This window comes from Streptomyces sp. NPDC044704 (assembly GCF_056433525.1).
Window position 1 is genome coordinate 622,517 of sequence record NZ_JBWKGY010000001.1, and the last position, 15,420, is coordinate 637,936.

Below are 15,420 nucleotides of genomic sequence, written 5' to 3' on the forward strand. Positions count from 1 at the left end.
GGCCGCGATCACAAGTGGTTCGGTATCGGCAGGGTGAGGTCGACCTGGTATCCCCCATGGGGGCGGGGGCCGACGGTGACGCCACCGCCGTAGATTGTGGCCCGTTCGCGCATGCCCATCAACCCGTGACCTGGGAAATCTCGCTGTGCGGGCACGGTCGTGACGGATCCGTCGTCGGTGATGCGGACACCGAGGCCCGTCGCGTCCTGCCGGAAGGCGATCTCGACCGCGGCCTGCGGAGCGTGTTTGAGGACGTTGGTGAGGGCCTCCTGCACGACCCGGTAGACGCACATGTCGATGCCGGCGGGAAGGCTGGTGGGGACCTCGCCCGCCACGCGCACGCCGACCCCGGCCGCCCGAACACGTGCGAGCAGTCCCGGCAGCGCGGCCAGCCCGTGGGGCTGGACGTCGTCCTCGCCCTGCCGGGAGCCGGCCCGCTCGGTGCCGTGCCGCAGGACGGTCAGCATGCGGCGCATCTCGTCGCCCGCCTCGCGGGCACTGTCCGCGGCCGTGCGCAGGGCCTGGCGGGCGGCGGGCGGGTCGGTGGTGAACACGTAGTCCGCCACGCCCGCCTGGATGGAGATGACGGAGACGTGGTGGGCGATGACGTCGTGGAGCTCGCGGGCGATGCGCATGCACTCGTCGGTGACCGCGCGGCGGGTCCTCTCCTCCTGCTCGGCGCGCAGCTGCCGGGTGAGGACCGCCAGGCGCTCGCCGCGTTCCGCGAACCTCCGGGAGACGTCCCCGGTCACCCACGTGACGGCGGCCGTGGCGGTGACGAACGCGGCGCTGAGGCCTCCGATCCCCGGCTCGGCCAGACGCGTTCCCCACAGCAGCACCAGCCACGTGATCACCGCGACGGGCACGGACACGGTGCGGGGACGGCGGGCGGCGACGGTGTAGCAGGCGAGACCCGGCCCGCACACGGCGACGGCCGGATAGTGGGCCAGGGTGAAGTAGGTGACGGCGCACAGGGCCACGCAGACCCAGACCGCGACGGGATGGCGGCGGCGTACGGCGAGGGGGAGGTAGATCGCGGCCACCAGCCCGTAGGACCACAGGTCGTTGTCGCGCCAGTACCCGTTCGGGTCGGGCCAGTTGTGCAGCATCGTGGCGGAGATGCCCACCGACCCGACCGCGTAGACCACGTCCGCGATCTGGGCGAGGAGCGCACGGGGTGGGAACGCGAACGCGGCGGAGGGTCTCGTCATGGGCGCAGCCTGGGCACTTTCTCTCCGGTGAACGCACCGCGGAACGCCCGGCCCCGTGCGGCGGCCGGTGCGGGCGCGAGGGGTCGGGCGTTCGGGCGTCACGTGGCCAGCAGGTACTTCTCGACCACCTTCACGTCGGTGTTCCAGTAGGTGACCCCGACGCCGGCGTCGACGTTGAGTCCGCCTCCCTGGTCGGCCAGCGACACCTTGACGGGCTTGCCCGCGTCGGATGAGTTGTCGCTGTTCCTGAAGGCGACGGTCATCGACGTCACGACGCGGAGCTCCTCGCCGACCCGGTAGAGGCGCACGCCCGCGTACGCCTTCTCGCGCGGCCGGATCGTGGCGACCGCGTGCCAGTCGGACTCCAGCGGACCGATCTGGTCCGGGGCGCCGTCGAACCGCACCGAGGGGTAGCGGTAGAGGGTGCAGGGCTTGTCACCGGTGTTGGTGGCCGTGAGGAGGACGTGCTTGGTGGAATCCATCCGGTAGTACGTCGTCGTGATCGAGACGTTCGCGTCGGTGCAGGACGCGAGGGCCGTCTTGCCGTCGCCGCCGGGGCTGCCCGAGGCACCGGGCTTGGCGGTCGCGGTCGTCTTCGGGCTCGTCGCGGCCGGCTTGGTGGGCTCGGCGGACGGACTCCCGGCCGAGGTGGGCCCGGCGGAGGCCGACGCGCCCGGCGCGGCGGGCGGGGTGGCGCCCGGGGACACCGGCCCGGCGGAGGCCGACGCGCCCGGTGTACCGGCCGGGGTGGCGCCGCCCGCCCCGTCGCCCTTGTCCGCCGGGCCGCAGGCCGTGGACGAGAGGAGCGCGGCGAAGGCCACGCCGCCCAGGGCGAAGGTCTTCCACGTCTTCTGGGTCGTGCGCATGGTGGTCCCCCCGGATGCCTTCGTGTTCGTTCGGTTGCCGCGGCCGGCCGTTCGGACGCGACCTGACGAACAAGAAGCTACGGGGGGACCGTCCGTGCGCGCGGCCACCCACCGGTGTATTCCGCCCCGCCACCACGGGTGTACGACGGCCTACACCCAAGGGTGTACAACCCTGCGGGCGCGGCCGCACCGACGGGTGGCCGGAGCGGGTCTCAGGCCTGAGCGAACAACGGGTCGTACGCCCGTGAGGGCCTTCGGCCCGCCGTGAAGGACAGGAAGTCCTTCACGAACGCGCTCCGCGAGTACGTGCCCGCCGCGTCGGTCATGTCCCGCTGGAAGCAGGTGCGGAACAGGGCCCGGTACTCGTCCGCGTCGATCGACTGGTTGCCGTCGGCGTCCGTGGCGTCGAACAGCACGTCCGCCAGTTTGATCAGCGCGGGCCCGGCCAGGCCCGGTGTCGCCGCCGCGTACTCCTCGGCGCTGATGCGGCCGTCACCGTCGCTGTCGAGGGCCCCCTGCAGCTCCTTCCACCAGGCGGCGAACGCGTTGTACAGCATGGTCTCCGCGGGTTCTTCCAGGTCGAGCCGGCCGCAGACCTCGCGGGCCATGGCCGCCAGGTCGGGCCAGTCCAGGTAGCCGTCTCCGGTCTGGTCGAGCACCGTACGGAAGAACTCCTCGGCGCTGCGCCCGCCGCCCGGCGCGGCGGTTTCGGGCTGCGCCGGGATCGGCGTGATCAGCCGGACCAGCGCCCCGGCCCGCTTGATGCCGTCGCGGACCGCGGCGACGGTCCTGGCGCGGGGGTCGTCACTGTCCGGGGACATGGCCAGCAGCCCGGCCAGTACGTCGGCCTGGATCCAGCCGTCGGGCAGGAACCGGGCCAGCCCCATGGCCAGGTAGGCGCTCTGGGCCAGCGTCCGGGCGCCGGGGAAGTCCGGCAGTCCCGCCCGGCGGCGCAGGGATTCCGGCAGGGACGCCACGGTGATCGCGCCGAGGACGGGCCCGGCGACCGCCCGGCCGGCCGCCCACACCGTGGGCAGGCCCTCCAGGAGCGCCGGCGCGGGCAGGTGGTCGAACAGCTTGTAGAGGATGATGCGCAGCGCCTCGGTGTCCTCCAGTTCCTCCACCATCCGGTCGAAGTACGGCCAGAACTCCTGGAGGGTGGGCGGGAGATGCCCCGCCTGGTCGCCCAGGGCCGCGAGGTACGCCTGGAATTCGGTGTACAGGCGTTCCATCGTGGTCTGTTCGAGGGGCTGGCCGCTGAACCGGCACATGGCGACGGTACTTTCGAAGAGGGTCGCCACCACCCATGCCCGGACGTGCGGGTCCATCGCGTCGTACGGCCGGTCGCGGGCATCGGCGCCGCTCAGCCGCGCGTGCAGCCGGTTCAGGCGCTTCGCCTCCCGCTCCCGCACCGCGTCATCGGCGCCGAACATGCGCTGCAGGCTGAGGAACGTGTTGTGCAGCCGCCGCCACGGGTGCGCCACGAACGTGGAGTTGTCGACCAGTGCGGCGCCGATCTGCGGATGGGCGGCCTCCAGCACGGTGGCCCGGACGATGGCCAGGGCCCAGCGCGGGTCGTTGAAGAACTCGTCGAACTGCGAGCCCGGGCCGAACAGGGGTGGCTCGCCGCCGTGGGAGTCGGTGGTGGTCACGGTGTGGGTGCTCCGTTCACGTCCGGTGTGACGCCGCCGAACCGGCGGTCGCGCTGCTGATAGGCGTGCAGGCACTCCACGAAGTGCGACGCGCGGAAGTCGGGCCACAGGACGGAGGGGAAGACCCACTCGGCGTACGCGACCTGCCACAGCATGAAGTTGGAGATGCGCTGCTCCCCCGAGGTGCGGATGACGAGATCCACATCGGGGGTGTCGGGGAAGGGGAGATGGGCGGCGAAGGCCTCCTCGGTCAGGGCGTCGGCCGGTGCACCGCTGCGGATGAGGGAGCGCGCCGCCTCGACGATGTCCTTGCGCCCGCCGTGGTCGAACGCCACGGTCAGGGTCATGCCCCGGTTGGCGCCCGTCAGCGTCGTCAGGTCCTCGAAGTCCCGCGCCAGCGGCGGGGGGATCCTGGGGTCCGACACGCCCAGGAACCGGCAGCGGATGCCCCGGGCGTGCAGCAGCGGTGCGTGCTTGCGCACCACGCGCCGCACCAGGTGCATGAGGAAGTCGACCTCGCTGCTCGGGCGGCCCCAGTTCTCCGTGGAGAACGCGTACAGGCTCAGCCACCGCACCCCCGCCGACCGCGCGGCCTCGATGACGTCGATCACCGTCGTCTCCGCCGCGCTGTGGCCCGCGGTCCGGGGCAAGGACCGCTGCGCAGCCCAACGTCCGTTCCCGTCCATCACGCACGCGACGTGACGCGGTACCTCCCGGCGCCGGCTCCCGTCGACAGCACCCGGCGCCCCGCCCTGCGACGGCAGCCGCACTCCGGTCTCCCCTTCAGCCTGCACGAGCGGCCTTCCCCCTTGCCCCAGTGCGAACAGGGACCGGCTGCCCCTGGCCTCCCGGCCCCCGTGCACGCGGGAGCCCCCGTTCGACTGGCAGCAGACTGCCCGACCCGCGACCGGCGGGCCCGGGCCTTGGCGCCGCGTTCACTCCAACGGGTTGCCCCCGCCCGGTACGGCGGCCGCCGTACCGGGCGGGGGCGCGACCGCTCCTCGGCGGCCTCAGACCGCGTAGCGGTCCGGGGCGAAGAGCGAGGGGTTCGCCGCGATCCAGGCCGAGGTGTGGCGCAGCCCCTCCTCCAGCCCGACCCGGGGCCGCCAGCCGGCCCAGTCGCGGGCCCGGGAGTTGTCGGACAGGAGGCGCTGCACCTCGCTGCCCGACGGGCGCAGCCGGCCGGGGTCGACCACGACCTCCGCGTCCCGGCCGGACGCCGCGATCAGGGCCTCGGCCAGGGTCCCGACGGAGATCTCCTCGCCGGTGCCGAGGTTGACCACCTCGCCCAGCGCCCGCTCGCACTCCGCCACCGCGAGGAAGCCCTCGGCCGTGTCCGTCACGTACGTGAAGTCGCGGGTCGGGGTGAGCGAGCCGAGCCGGATCTCCCGGGAACCCGCGTGGAGCTGGGCGAGGATCGTCGGGATGACGGCGCGCGCGGACTGGCGCGGTCCGTACGTGTTGAAGGGCCGGACCACCGTCACCGGCAGTTCGAAGGCGTGGTGGAAGGACAGGGCCATCATGTCCGCACCGATCTTCGACGCCGAGTACGGCGACTGCGGCTGCAGCGGGTGGCGCTCGGAGATCGGGGCGGTCAGCGCCGTCCCGTAGACCTCGCTGGTGGAGGTGTGCACGAGGCGGCGCACGCCGTGGCGGCGGCAGGCCTCGGCCACGTTCTGGGTACCGGTGACGTTGGTCTGCACGTACGCGCCCGGCGAGGCGTAGCTGTACGGGATCCCGATCAGCGCCGCCAGATGGAAGACGGTGTCGCAGCCGGCCACGGCGTCGCTGACCCGGCCCGCGTCGCGGACGTCGCCGGCCCACATCTCCACCGGCCCGTCGGGGTCGGCGAGGTAGCGCGCCAGGTGGCCCTTCTCGGCGTACGGCTTGTAGTGGACGAGGGCGCGGACCCGCGCGCCCCGGGACACCAGCAGGTCCACCAGGGTCGAGCCGATGAAGCCTTCGGCGCCGGTGACGAGGACGGTGCGGTCGGTCCAGCTGTAGGGGTTCACGCGTGCTCCAGGTGGGGTGTGGGGACGAAGCCGGCGACGCGGAGGACTTCCGCGGCCAGCAGTTCGGCGGCCCGCGCGTGCGGACCGGGGTCGGCGGCGCCGGCCATCGCGGCCAGCCGGGCCGGGTCGGCCAGCAGCGGTCCGATGAGGCCCGCGAGGCGTTCGGCGGTGGTCTCGGCGTCGGGCAGCAGCAGTCCGGCGCCCGCGTCGGTCAGGACCCGCGCGTTGTGCGTCTGGTGGTCGCCGGGCGCGTACGGGTAGGGCACGAGGAGGGCCGGGACTCCGGTGGCCGCGAGTTCGGCGACGGTCGCCGAACCGGCCCGGCACACGACCAGGTCCGCGGCCGCGTAGACGAGGTCCATCCGGTCCAGGTACGGCACGGCCCGGGCGATCCGCTGCCCGCCCGAGGCCGCGAGATCGGCGACCGTGTCGGGGAGCGCGGCCGGGCCGGTCTTGACCAGGAGCTGTACGTCGTCCCGGTACTGCCAGAGCCCGGCGAGCGCCGTCGCCGCGCCGGTGAGCCGGACGGCGCCCAGGCTGCCGCCGTTGAAGACGACGAGGCGACGCCCCGCGGGGACGCCGAGCGCGCGCCGGGCGTCGGCGCGCAGGGCCGCCCGGTCGGCGGCCGGGAGTCCGGCGAGGCCGGAGAGGGCGGCGGAGATCGGCATCCCGGTGGTGAGCGCGCGGGCGCCGCCCGACAGGTGACCGCGGCTGCGGTCGAAGGCGACCGCGATGTGCGGTGTGAGCCGGGCCGCGAACTGGTTGGCGCGGCCGGGGACGGCGTTCGACTCGTGGATCACGGCCGGCAGTCCGGCCAGCCGGGCTCCGAGGACGGCGGGCGCGCTCGGGTAACCGCCCATGCCGACGGCGACCTGGGCGCCCTGGGCCCGTATCACCGAGCGGGCCTGGTGCGCGGAGCGCAGGAGCGCGGCGGGCAGCAGGTAGCGCTTCGGGCCCAGGGCCGGGTCGAAGGGGATCATGTCGACGGTGTGCAGACGGTAGCCGGCGCCGGGGATCAGCTCGGTCTCCAGGCCCCGCTCGGTCCCGATGAACGAGACCACGGCGCCCGGCACGGCGGCGCGCAGGGCCTCCGCGAGGGCGAGACCGGGATAGATGTGCCCGCCGGTGCCGCCCGCACCGATCACGACGGAGAGGACCGCGGATGTGTGTGGTGTGGTCATGGCCGCACACTCGCGGTGCGCCCTAAGAAGGTTCTAAGAGGTTCTCTCAGAAGGCTTTGGCAGGCTTTGCCCCATGAGCTCCATGAACAGCACGGGTGACGCGTACGCCACCGACAGCGCTGCCGGCACGGGCGGGCGGCGGATCCTCGTCGTCGACGACGAACCCGAGGTGCGGGCGGCCGTCGAGGACGGACTGGCGGTCGAGGGGTACGAGGTCCGCGGCGCCGCGGACGGCCTCTCTGCGCTCTCGCAGGTGGCGGCCTGGGAGCCCGACGCGGTCGTCCTCGACGTGATGATGCCGGTGCTGGACGGGCTGGCCGTCTGCCGGCAGCTGCGGGCGTTGGGCGACCGGACGCCCGTGCTCGTGCTGACCGCGCTCGACTCCGTCAGCGAGCGGGTGGACGGGCTGGAGGCCGGGGCCGACGACTACCTCGTCAAGCCGTTCGCCCTGGACGAGCTGGTCGCCCGGGTGCGGGCGCTGCTGCGGCGGGCCGCGCCGGAGCCCGCGGGGGCCGCGCCGCTCGGCTTCGCCGACCTCGTACTGGATCCGGCGACGAGGACCGGGAGGCGGGGCGGGCGCCCGCTGGAGTTCAGCCGTACCGAGGCGGCCCTGCTGGAGCTCCTCCTGCGCCACCCGGGCCAGGTGCTCCCGCGCGAGCTGATCCTGGAGCTGGTGTGGGGCCGGGACTTCGGCCCGGATTCCAACTCGCTGGCCGTCTACGTCGGCTACCTGCGCCGGAAGCTGGAGGCCGCGGGCGAGCCCCGGCTGGTCCACACCGTGCACGGGGTCGGCTACCGGCTGGGCGCGGCGTGAGCGGCGCCGGCCGTCGCCGGCTCGGCGCACCCTGGCGCAGGCGGCGCCCGCTGCGGACCCGCCTGGCCCTGGCCGTCACCGCCGCCGTGGCGTTCGTGGCCGTCGGAGTGTGCGCGGCGGCGTTCCTGGTGGTCCGTTCCGCCCTGTACGAGCAGCTCGACCTGAGCCTGACCCAGTCCGCGCGGCTGGCCGCCCAGCGCAATCCCGGGGCTGGACCGGGCACCCTGGCGGGGGAGTGCCGTTTCCTGGCGGCTCCGGCGTGCGCGGAGGTGGTGGCCGCCGACCCGGCCAGGGATCCGGACGGGCCGGGGCTGCTGCCGGTCGCTCCGGCCGCGCGGGAGGTCGCCGGGGGCCGGCGGGCCCCGTACTACACGAACATCACGGTGGCGGGGTATCCCGCCCGGATGCTCACCACCGACTACGCCAAGGGGCGGGCGCTCCAGGTCGCGCTGCGGGCCGACACCGTCGAGGACGGTATCGAGGAGGCCTCCCGGTGGCTCGTGGTGACGGCGGCGGCCGGGGTCCTGCTGGCCGCCGTCCTGGGGTACTGGGTCTCCCGGACCGGTCTGGCTCCGGTGACCCGGCTCACCGCGACGGCCGAGCGGATCGCCGCCACCCGCGACCCCCGGCACCGGATCGAACTGCCGCCGCCGGGGCGGGAGGACGAGATCACCCGGCTGGCCGGGAGCTTCAACACCATGCTGGGTGAGCTGGAACAGTCGGTCACCGCCCAGCGCCGGCTGGTCGCGGACGCCTCGCACGAGCTCCGCACGCCGCTGACGGCGCTGCGGACCAACGCCGAGCTGCTGGCCCGGGCCGACCGGCTCACGCCGGGCCAGCGCGAGCGGGCGTCCGCCGCGCTGGGGCGCCAGCTCCGGGAGGTGACGGGGCTGGTGAACGACCTGATCGAGCTGGCGCGCGACGAGGAGCCGCAGCCCCTGGTGGAGCAGGTCCGGCTGGGCGCGCTGGTGGAGCACTGCGCGCAGGCCGCGCGGACGCACTGGCCGGACGTCCCGTTCCGGGTCCGGGTACCGGCCGGACCGGTGGTGGTGCCGGGGGTGCCGGCGCGGTTGAGCCGGCTGCTGGGGAACCTCCTCGACAACGCGGCCAAGTTCAGCCGCGGCGGGCTGCCGGTGGAGGTGGAACTGGTGGCGGGACTGGCCGGCCGGGGACCGGAGCTGACGGTCCGCGACCACGGTCCCGGGATCGCGGAGGAGGACCTGCCCCACGTGTTCGACCGGTTCTACCGGGCCGGGACGGCTCGCGCCCTGCCGGGCTCGGGGCTGGGCCTGGCCATGGCCAGGCAGATCGCCCGGGCGCACGACGCGGAGCTGACGGCGGAGGCCGCGCCGGGCGGGGGAGCGTTGTTCCGGCTGACGTTCTGAACGCCGCCGGCCCGCTCGGGGGGACGCGGTCCCGGCCGGGTGGGCTGTTGGACGCATACGATCCTCGCGGGCCTGCCCGTCGGAGGGCGGCGGCCGTCGAGCGAGGGGGCGACAGGACGATGTGGCCGCGGGTGAACGGCATGCGCGCGTTGGAACTGGGGTCGGCCGGGGAGGTGCGTGCGCGGCTGAACGCCCTGGTGCTCGCCGGATCCAAGAGGGCCACCACCGGCCTGCTCGACGAGTACGGGGCGGAGGCCGAAGAGCTGGAGTTCGTCGGCGAAGCGCTGGCCTTGCTGGACGATTCGGGCAGACCGGTGGCGACGGTCGAGATCACGGGGGTGGAGGTCAAGCCCTTCGGAGAGGTGACGTGGGCGCACGCCCAGGCCGAGGGTGAGGGTGACGCCTCGCTCGGGGAGTGGCGCGCCGGCCATCGGCGCTTCTGGGCCCGGACGGGCACGCCCGTGGAGGACGACACGTTGCTGGTGTGCCTGACCTTCCGCCTCGCCGGCACCCCCCGGGGCGGCGACGAGAACCCCGGAGCCTGAGTCTCCCGACCGGTCCGGTGGCTCGGGTATGACGGCCGCGGGGCCCTGCCGGGCGACCGCTCAGGCGGGCGGGACGCCGAAGGGCATACCGGAGAAGAGGTGCGTCCCCGGTGTCTCGCGGTGGTCCGCGCTCCCGAGGGGCCCGTCCCGACGGGGTTCCGGAGCCGCCTTGATCTGTTCCTGCGTGCGGTCCACGTAGACCTTCTCCGCCACGTGGTCGATGCGGGTCACCAGGCCGGCCGGCAGCAGGAGCTTCCTGTCGAGGGCCCACCCGCCGGCATCGACGACCAGATACGCGTCGTTCACCTCGTCGGAGTGCTGGTCGACCTTCCCGATGTCGCCGTCGAGCGCCTCGATCCCGTAGCCGGTGAGGTCGGCGGCGAGGTAGTCGACGCCGGCGCGGTAGCACCACAGGTTTTCCGTCATGCGGAACAACTCCTTCGATCGGGATCTCCGTCGACGGCGCGCTTGCCCGGCGATCCGCGGCCCTACTCCCCGCGCCGCGTGCGGCCGCCGAAGTTTTCGGCGAAGAGAACGCGATCCGGTGGTTTGAGCCGGGAAAGACCGGTCATAAGCGGGGTCACGGGAGGCCGCGGCGGTGAGCGGCGCGGACTCCCGAGCCCGGGCCGCGCGGTGGCACCCCCCCCCGCCATCACGCGGCCCGGTTTGCTGCCGTGCGGACGCCGGGCGAGCCCCCGAAGGCCGTTGTGGCCCGGCGGCCGGGGGCTACGCCGCGACCCGTCCGGCCCCCTCGTAGGGGCTGTGCATGGTGAGGAACCGTATGTCGAGGTCGGTCTCCAGGTAGTCCATGCGCCGCTCCCAGAAGGCCTGCATGTGGGGGAGGGCCAGGTGGGCGTCGAGATCGGCCTGCGAGCTCCAGGCCTCGTAGAAGACGAAGACGCCGGGGTCGTCGCGGTCCTCGTGGAAGTGGTACTCGAGGCAGCCGGCCTCCTGCCGGGTCGGCTCGACGAACGAGAGCAGGAGCTCCTTCAGCTCGTCGGCGCGTCCGGGCTTGGGGCGAGCGGTGCCGACGAGTACGAACGGCTGGGGCATGGGGTTCCCTCCCTGATAGGTACGATTGATCTCGTACCTGTCGGACGTTATCGAACTCGCAGGTACGATGCAATCCGTACCTGAAGGAACCCGAAGGAAGGTGCCCCGCATGCCGGACGACGAAGGTCATCCGAGCGTCGAGGAGATCGAGCTCGGCTCGGTGCTCTCCGCCCTGGCCGATCCGCTGCGCCGCCGAGTGGTGCGCGAGCTGACGGCCGAACCCGACGGCGCGGCACGGACCTGCAGCTCGTTCGAGCTGCCGGTCTCCAAGGCGACCGTCACGCACCACTTCCGCGCACTGCGCGAAGCCGGGCTGATCCGGCAGGTCGACCGGGGCAACAGCCGGATGGCCAGCCTGCGACGGGCAGACATCGAGCAGCGGTTTCCCGGACTGCTGGGCCTCGTGGCGGCCGAAGCGGACCTGTAGCCGTCCCCGCCCCCGCGAGCGGCCGCCCCTGCGCGCCGCGGCGGGATCCCCCCGGCGCGGCGAAACGCGCGGTGCCTGCCGTTGCCGGCGCGGCGGTCCGGGCAGACTGGACGGATGACGACACCGGGTACCACGGGTCCGCGCCTGCGCAACGGCGCGTACGGCTACGGCCTGGTGACCAAGGCGCTGCACTGGAGCGTGGCCGGGCTCCTCGTCGTACAGTTCACCCTCGGATACCGGATGGCCGACGACGGCGGCCACGGACGCGGGCGAGGGCGGGACGGGGACTCCGGCCGTGGGCGGGGCAGGGGCGGCGAGGACGGGTTCGTACTGTTCGGCGAGGACCGGCTGCTGACCGCACACGCGCTGATCGGAACGGCGATCCTCGTCCTGGCCGTCATTCGTCTCGTCTGGCGCCGGACCACCCCCCTGCCCCCGTGGTCCCCTGCGCTCTCGCCGGCCGAACGCAGACTCGCCCACTGGACCGAAGCCGCCCTGTACGCGCTGCTGTTCGCGATGCCCCTCACCGGAGTGTGGCTGTTCGCCGCGGGCGACGACGACGCGCTCGCACCGCACGTGGCGGCACACCTGGCGTTCTTCGCCGTGCTCGCCGTCCACCTCGCACTGGTACTCGGCCACACCCTCGTGCGCCGCGACCACCTGCTGCGCCGCATGCTCTGAACCACCGGGCGCAGCCACGCCGGCCCGCCCATCGGACCGCCCGGGGACTCGGGGTCGCGAAGGGCTTCGGTCGCCCTGACGTCCGTACCGGCATGCCGTGAACGGCGTCGGGCGGACCTTCTATCTCCAACCGGCGTTGTTCCTAGAATGGCCGCATGGAGGACATCGATGCGATCGCGGCGTTGCAGGACCCGGTACGGCGCCGTCTGTACGAGTACGTGGCGGCACAGGGCCGGGAGGTCGGCCGCAACGAGGCGGCCGAGGCCGTCGGGGTGGCGCGCACGCTCGCCGCGCACCATCTGGACAAGCTGACCGGGGCGGGGCTCCTGGAGAGCGGCAGCCGCCGCCTGTCGGGCCGTTCCGGGCCGGGCGCGGGCCGTCCCGCGAAGGTGTACGTGCGGGCGCGGGCCGAACGGTCGGTATCGCTGCCCGCCCGCGACTACCGGACCGCCGCCGAACTGCTCGCCGAGGCCGCCGAACAGGCCGGGCTGGATGCCGGGTTGTGCGCGGCCGCGCGTCGCCGGGGAGAGGCCCTGCGCGGGTCGGCGGCGCCCTGCGGCGACCTCGAAGAGGCGATGGCGGCACTGTCCGCCCGCGGCTACGAACCGCACCTGGAAGAAGCCGGGAGCGCCCAGAATGCTCGGGGCGCCGAAGACGGCGACGAGCCGGCCGGGGCGGCCGAGCGGGTCATCCGCATGCGCAACTGCCCCTTCCACGCCGTCGCCGAACGCTTTCCCCCGCTCGTCTGCGGGATGAACCTCGCGCTGCTGGAGGGGCTGCTCGGTGCGGACGGTCCCCTCCGGGCCCGCATGGACGCCCGTCCGGGGGCGTGCTGCGTGGTCGTCGAGTCTTCTAAAAACAATGGGGATTGACATAGAAAACGGGGCCGTGCTGGGATGAGGTCATGACCGCATCCCCGCACGCCGCATCCCCGCATGTCGCATCCCATCTCGCCCAGTTGAACGTCGCCACGCTCCGCCACCCCCTGGACGACCCGCGCACCGCGCCGTTCGTCGACATGCTCGACCAGGTCAACTCCGCCGCCGACAGCGCACCCGGCTTCGTCTGGCGGCTCGTCGAGGAAGGCGCCGCCGACGCCACCGGCCTGCGCCCGGCGGGTGAGGACGTCATCGTCAACCTGTCGCTCTGGGAGAACCAGGAGACCCTGTGGGACTTCGCCTACCGCAGCGGGCACCTGGAAGTGATGCGGCGACGCCGGGAATGGTTCGAACGGCACGTCGAGGCGCACATGGTGCTCTGGTGGGTCCCCGCCGGACACGTCCCCACCGTCGGCGAAGCGCTGGAGCGGCTGGCGGAGCTGCGCTCCCACGGGCCGTCCCCGCGGGCGTTCACCTTCGCCTCCTCGTACACCCCTGCCGAGGTTCCGCCGCGCAGTTGAACGGCGCCGCCTTCGGCCCCGCGGGCTCCTGCTCAGGCCCCTGGCGCGAACCGCTTTCGGCACACCTTTGGCATGATCACCGCATGCATCGAGAAGACGGTCCCCCGGACGGCGCGAAGCGGCTCGGACGCGCGGCGCAGGAGGGCGACGCGGATCTGGTCACCGAACTCCTCGCCTCGGGAGTCGAACCCGACGCGCGGGACGGACACCGGCCCACGGCTCTGGAATCCGCGGTCAGCGCGGGCCACGCGGACGTCGTCGCCGCGCTCCTCGGCGCGGGCGCCGACCCGTGCCAGTACACCGGCGAATACGCGGAGCAGACCCCGCTCTGCCAGGCCTTGGCCTGGGGACACACCGACGTCGCGAGGCTCCTCCTTGCCGCGGGAGCCCCCACCGGCATCCAGTCCCGGCACGGCCACCTGCTCCCCCTCGTCCTCGCCGCGAGCTGTGACCGGACCGACGACCCGGCCCCCCTCGTCGACCTGCTCCTGGAGTACGGCGCGGACCTGGAGGACCGGTCGATGAAGGGCGAGACCCCTCTCGAATGGGTGGCGGGCATACCCCACCCCGAGAGGGTCCGTCACCTGCTCGCCCGCGGCGCCGCCCCCACCCCGTTCGCCGTGGCCCGCGCCCGCGGCGCGGCCCAGAGGCATCCGGAGCTCGCCGCCGTGTTCCGGGAGATCGAGGAGGCGGTCCTCCGGGCGGCTTCCGCGAGCCGCTGACCGGGGCCGGCGGCTTCCGGGCGCCAGGAGGACCCGGCCGGAGACCACCCGCGCCTGCGGGGCGACGCCTTCCGAGCTCGTTCACGATCAGCGTGCATCGCATCGGTTTCGGCGGGCAGGTGCCTCAACGGGCCGCACCGCGGGGGTGGGTCTTCGAAGGGATGTGATCTTCATGAGCGTTGACGTTCTCCCCTCACCGGGACCGCAGGGCGCCACCGCCCCGGAGGCTTCGCCGCTTCCCGAGCCGGCCGTGTCGTGGGCGGTGGGCATGCTGATGGCGACCGTCCCCGGCCCGGCTCACGTGGCGGAACGGGTGCTGTCCACCGCAGCCGCGCAAGCCCGTCTGACCGTCGCCGAGTTCGCGCGGGGGATGGCCGCCGGATCCCGCGGCACGCTCGTCGCCGCCCACATCGACGGGGCCCTGCACCACGCGGTGCGGGCAGCCCAGCAGCCGGGCTCCGAACCGCCGAGGTCCGGCCCGTACCTGATGCCGACCCGTGCGGACGCCGCCCACGCGCTCGGCCGGTTCTACGACGCCCGCGCCCGCCTGGTCGCCGCCCCCACCGACGACGCGGCACGCCGCACGATGGAGGACGCCGTGTACACGCTGTGCGTCCTCATGGCGCAGCCTTCCGCGCACGCGGCGGAACGGGAAGCCCTCCAGTACACGCAAGGCTGAGGGCGTGGCCGACGCCGCGGGCGCGCCGGGCGAACGGCCGCCCCGGCTCCGGAACGAAGTCCGGCCGCATCCTCGGCGGGGTCCGGGTCGTTGATTTCGCGGTTCCGGCCCGCGATCGAAACGAGACCCGTGTGAGCAGCCCGATCGGCCTGTCGCAAGAGAGCGTCGACGCTCTCCGGCACCTCAAGGACAGGCGAGAGGTCAATACCGTGATCCTCCGCTCCACGGAGGTACAGCCCCGGGCCCTGGTGCCGGCGGCGGAGGCCAACCTGACGCACGACGAGCTGATCGCCGCGCTGCCCGCGGACGAAGCGCGGCTGGTCGTCCACGAGTTGTCGTTCGCGACCCGGGAGGGCACCCGCAGGAACGAGCCGCTGCTGATCCTGTGGGTGCCGTCCGACGCCGGCGCCGAGGAGGGTTCCTACACCACCGCGTACGCGGCCCTGAAGGAGTTCCTCGCCGACGTCCACGTCCACCTCACCGCCCGGCGCAGGGAACACCTGGAGTACGGACGTCTGGTCGCCCTGGCCGGCTGAAAGCCGCCACCGCCGCGAACCCTCCGACTCCGCTTCGGCGAACAGGGTGAAGCGCCGCGACCCGGTGGACCTTTCCGGCCACGGCACTAGCAGGACCGGGAGCAGCGTGCGCGCCCGAGCACCTTCATGGCCGAATCGTGCGGGGGCCTGGGCAAACTCCGCACACCACAAGATCACCTCATCGGGGTAATCACACCGGCGTTTGCGGGACGAATGACCTTGGGCCGATAGCGTTCTCAACGGATCTGGGCCAATTC

The 15,420-nt window shown here is 73.5% G+C and carries 18 protein-coding genes; 10 read left to right on the top strand and 8 right to left on the bottom strand.

Translation table 11 applies throughout. From position 1 onward, the window contains the following. Nucleotides 1-8 precede the first annotated feature (8 nt). The 6 genes from AC07B0_RS02895 to AC07B0_RS02920 all read right to left on the bottom strand — a co-directional run bounded on the left by AC07B0_RS02895 (nt 9) and on the right by AC07B0_RS02920 (nt 6,922). On the bottom strand, nt 9-1,211 hold the full coding sequence (locus AC07B0_RS02895) for a sensor histidine kinase (RefSeq protein WP_478896386.1): 1,203 nt from the start codon (nt 1,209-1,211) through the stop codon (nt 9-11). 98 nt (nt 1,212-1,309) lie between these two features. Next, a complete protein-coding gene (locus tag AC07B0_RS02900; RefSeq protein ID WP_356871450.1) occupies nt 1,310-2,077 on the bottom strand; it encodes a DUF4232 domain-containing protein in 768 nt (255 codons plus the stop codon). Between the two features lie 212 nt (nt 2,078-2,289). Then, nucleotides 2,290-3,729 (bottom strand): oxygenase MpaB family protein, encoded by a 1,440-nt coding sequence (locus AC07B0_RS02905; protein ID WP_356871452.1) that lies wholly within the window; start codon nt 3,727-3,729, stop codon nt 2,290-2,292. Next, a complete protein-coding gene (uppS, locus tag AC07B0_RS02910) occupies nt 3,726-4,415 on the bottom strand; it encodes a polyprenyl diphosphate synthase (protein ID WP_478896706.1) in 690 nt (229 codons plus the stop codon). Before uppS ends, AC07B0_RS02905 begins: the two co-directional genes overlap by 4 nt. A gap of 324 nt (nt 4,416-4,739) precedes the next feature. Further along, nucleotides 4,740-5,741, bottom strand: a complete 1,002-nt coding sequence (locus tag AC07B0_RS02915; protein ID WP_478896389.1) for an SDR family NAD(P)-dependent oxidoreductase — start codon at nt 5,739-5,741, stop codon at nt 4,740-4,742. Then, nucleotides 5,738-6,922, bottom strand: coding sequence for a UDP-N-acetylglucosamine--N-acetylmuramyl-(pentapeptide) pyrophosphoryl-undecaprenol N-acetylglucosamine transferase (locus tag AC07B0_RS02920; protein WP_478896391.1), 1,185 nt, complete (start codon nt 6,920-6,922; stop codon nt 5,738-5,740). Before AC07B0_RS02920 ends, AC07B0_RS02915 begins: the two co-directional genes overlap by 4 nt. Nucleotides 6,923-7,004: 82 nt before the next feature. Between AC07B0_RS02920 and AC07B0_RS02925 the strand changes: the two genes are divergently transcribed. The 3 genes from AC07B0_RS02925 to AC07B0_RS02935 all read left to right on the top strand — a co-directional run bounded on the left by AC07B0_RS02925 (nt 7,005) and on the right by AC07B0_RS02935 (nt 9,666). Then, nucleotides 7,005-7,736: a response regulator transcription factor gene (locus tag AC07B0_RS02925; protein WP_469382077.1), complete on the top strand. Its 732-nt coding sequence runs from the start codon at nt 7,005-7,007 to the stop codon at nt 7,734-7,736. After that, the gene (locus AC07B0_RS02930) at nt 7,733-9,121 is read left to right on the top strand and encodes a sensor histidine kinase (protein WP_478864818.1); all 1,389 of its coding nucleotides are present in this window, start codon (nt 7,733-7,735) and stop codon (nt 9,119-9,121) included. The genes AC07B0_RS02925 and AC07B0_RS02930 overlap by 4 nt, the downstream gene beginning before the upstream one ends. A gap of 140 nt (nt 9,122-9,261) precedes the next feature. Continuing rightward, a complete protein-coding gene (locus tag AC07B0_RS02935; RefSeq protein ID WP_469382015.1) occupies nt 9,262-9,666 on the top strand; it encodes an ASCH domain-containing protein in 405 nt (134 codons plus the stop codon). A gap of 60 nt (nt 9,667-9,726) precedes the next feature. Here AC07B0_RS02935 and AC07B0_RS02940 read toward each other — a convergent pair whose 3' ends face one another. Together AC07B0_RS02940 and AC07B0_RS02945 are read right to left on the bottom strand one after the other, a co-directional pair. Continuing rightward, nucleotides 9,727-10,092, bottom strand: coding sequence for a PRC-barrel domain containing protein (locus tag AC07B0_RS02940; protein WP_478896393.1), 366 nt, complete (start codon nt 10,090-10,092; stop codon nt 9,727-9,729). A gap of 300 nt (nt 10,093-10,392) precedes the next feature. After that, nucleotides 10,393-10,719 (bottom strand): putative quinol monooxygenase, encoded by a 327-nt coding sequence (locus AC07B0_RS02945; protein ID WP_467297595.1) that lies wholly within the window; start codon nt 10,717-10,719, stop codon nt 10,393-10,395. Between the two features lie 109 nt (nt 10,720-10,828). Between AC07B0_RS02945 and AC07B0_RS02950 the strand changes: the two genes are divergently transcribed. The 7 genes from AC07B0_RS02950 (at nt 10,829) to AC07B0_RS02980 (ending at nt 15,163) form a co-directional block, all read left to right on the top strand. After that, complete coding sequence (locus AC07B0_RS02950) at nt 10,829-11,146, top strand: ArsR/SmtB family transcription factor (protein WP_356871466.1); 318 nt, start codon at nt 10,829-10,831, stop codon at nt 11,144-11,146. A 114-nt stretch (nt 11,147-11,260) separates the two neighbouring features. After that, a complete protein-coding gene (locus AC07B0_RS02955) occupies nt 11,261-11,827 on the top strand; it encodes a cytochrome b (protein WP_478896395.1) in 567 nt (188 codons plus the stop codon). Between the two features lie 155 nt (nt 11,828-11,982). Beyond that, nucleotides 11,983-12,699, top strand: coding sequence for a helix-turn-helix transcriptional regulator (locus tag AC07B0_RS02960; RefSeq protein WP_356871470.1), 717 nt, complete (start codon nt 11,983-11,985; stop codon nt 12,697-12,699). Nucleotides 12,700-12,731: 32 nt separating this feature from the next. Next, complete coding sequence (locus tag AC07B0_RS02965) at nt 12,732-13,226, top strand: DUF3291 domain-containing protein (RefSeq protein ID WP_356871472.1); 495 nt, start codon at nt 12,732-12,734, stop codon at nt 13,224-13,226. Nucleotides 13,227-13,309: 83 nt separating this feature from the next. Beyond that, nucleotides 13,310-13,948 carry an ankyrin repeat domain-containing protein gene (locus AC07B0_RS02970; RefSeq protein WP_478896397.1) on the top strand — a complete coding sequence of 213 codons (639 nt, stop codon included), beginning with the start codon at nt 13,310-13,312 and terminating at the stop codon, nt 13,946-13,948. 172 nt (nt 13,949-14,120) lie between these two features. After that, on the top strand, nt 14,121-14,627 hold the full coding sequence (locus tag AC07B0_RS02975) for a DUF5133 domain-containing protein (protein WP_469382021.1): 507 nt from the start codon (nt 14,121-14,123) through the stop codon (nt 14,625-14,627). Between the two features lie 131 nt (nt 14,628-14,758). Further along, nucleotides 14,759-15,163 carry a cofilin family protein gene (locus AC07B0_RS02980; protein WP_478896399.1) on the top strand — a complete coding sequence of 135 codons (405 nt, stop codon included), beginning with the start codon at nt 14,759-14,761 and terminating at the stop codon, nt 15,161-15,163. The last annotated feature ends 257 nt before the right edge of the window (nt 15,164-15,420 follow it).

Excerpts from the sequence above, each read along its gene's own strand:
- AC07B0_RS02950 (WP_356871466.1), top strand. The coding sequence starts at position 10,829 with ATGCCGGACGACGAAGGTCATCCGAGCGTCGAGGAGATCGAGCTCGGC.
- AC07B0_RS02945 (WP_467297595.1), bottom strand. The coding sequence starts at position 10,719 with ATGCCCCAGCCGTTCGTACTCGTCGGCACCGCTCGCCCCAAGCCCGGA.
- AC07B0_RS02925 (WP_469382077.1), top strand. The coding sequence starts at position 7,005 with ATGAACAGCACGGGTGACGCGTACGCCACCGACAGCGCTGCCGGCACG.
- AC07B0_RS02965 (WP_356871472.1), top strand. The coding sequence starts at position 12,732 with ATGACCGCATCCCCGCACGCCGCATCCCCGCATGTCGCATCCCATCTC.
- AC07B0_RS02955 (WP_478896395.1), top strand. The coding sequence starts at position 11,261 with ATGACGACACCGGGTACCACGGGTCCGCGCCTGCGCAACGGCGCGTAC.
- AC07B0_RS02900 (WP_356871450.1), bottom strand. The coding sequence starts at position 2,077 with ATGCGCACGACCCAGAAGACGTGGAAGACCTTCGCCCTGGGCGGCGTG.
- AC07B0_RS02975 (WP_469382021.1), top strand. The coding sequence starts at position 14,121 with ATGAGCGTTGACGTTCTCCCCTCACCGGGACCGCAGGGCGCCACCGCC.
- AC07B0_RS02970 (WP_478896397.1), top strand. The coding sequence starts at position 13,310 with ATGCATCGAGAAGACGGTCCCCCGGACGGCGCGAAGCGGCTCGGACGC.
- AC07B0_RS02960 (WP_356871470.1), top strand. The coding sequence starts at position 11,983 with ATGGAGGACATCGATGCGATCGCGGCGTTGCAGGACCCGGTACGGCGC.
- AC07B0_RS02940 (WP_478896393.1), bottom strand. The coding sequence starts at position 10,092 with ATGACGGAAAACCTGTGGTGCTACCGCGCCGGCGTCGACTACCTCGCC.
- AC07B0_RS02920 (WP_478896391.1), bottom strand. The coding sequence starts at position 6,922 with ATGACCACACCACACACATCCGCGGTCCTCTCCGTCGTGATCGGTGCG.
- uppS (WP_478896706.1), bottom strand. The coding sequence starts at position 4,415 with ATGGACGGGAACGGACGTTGGGCTGCGCAGCGGTCCTTGCCCCGGACC.
- AC07B0_RS02895 (WP_478896386.1), bottom strand. The coding sequence starts at position 1,211 with ATGACGAGACCCTCCGCCGCGTTCGCGTTCCCACCCCGTGCGCTCCTC.
- AC07B0_RS02935 (WP_469382015.1), top strand. The coding sequence starts at position 9,262 with ATGCGCGCGTTGGAACTGGGGTCGGCCGGGGAGGTGCGTGCGCGGCTG.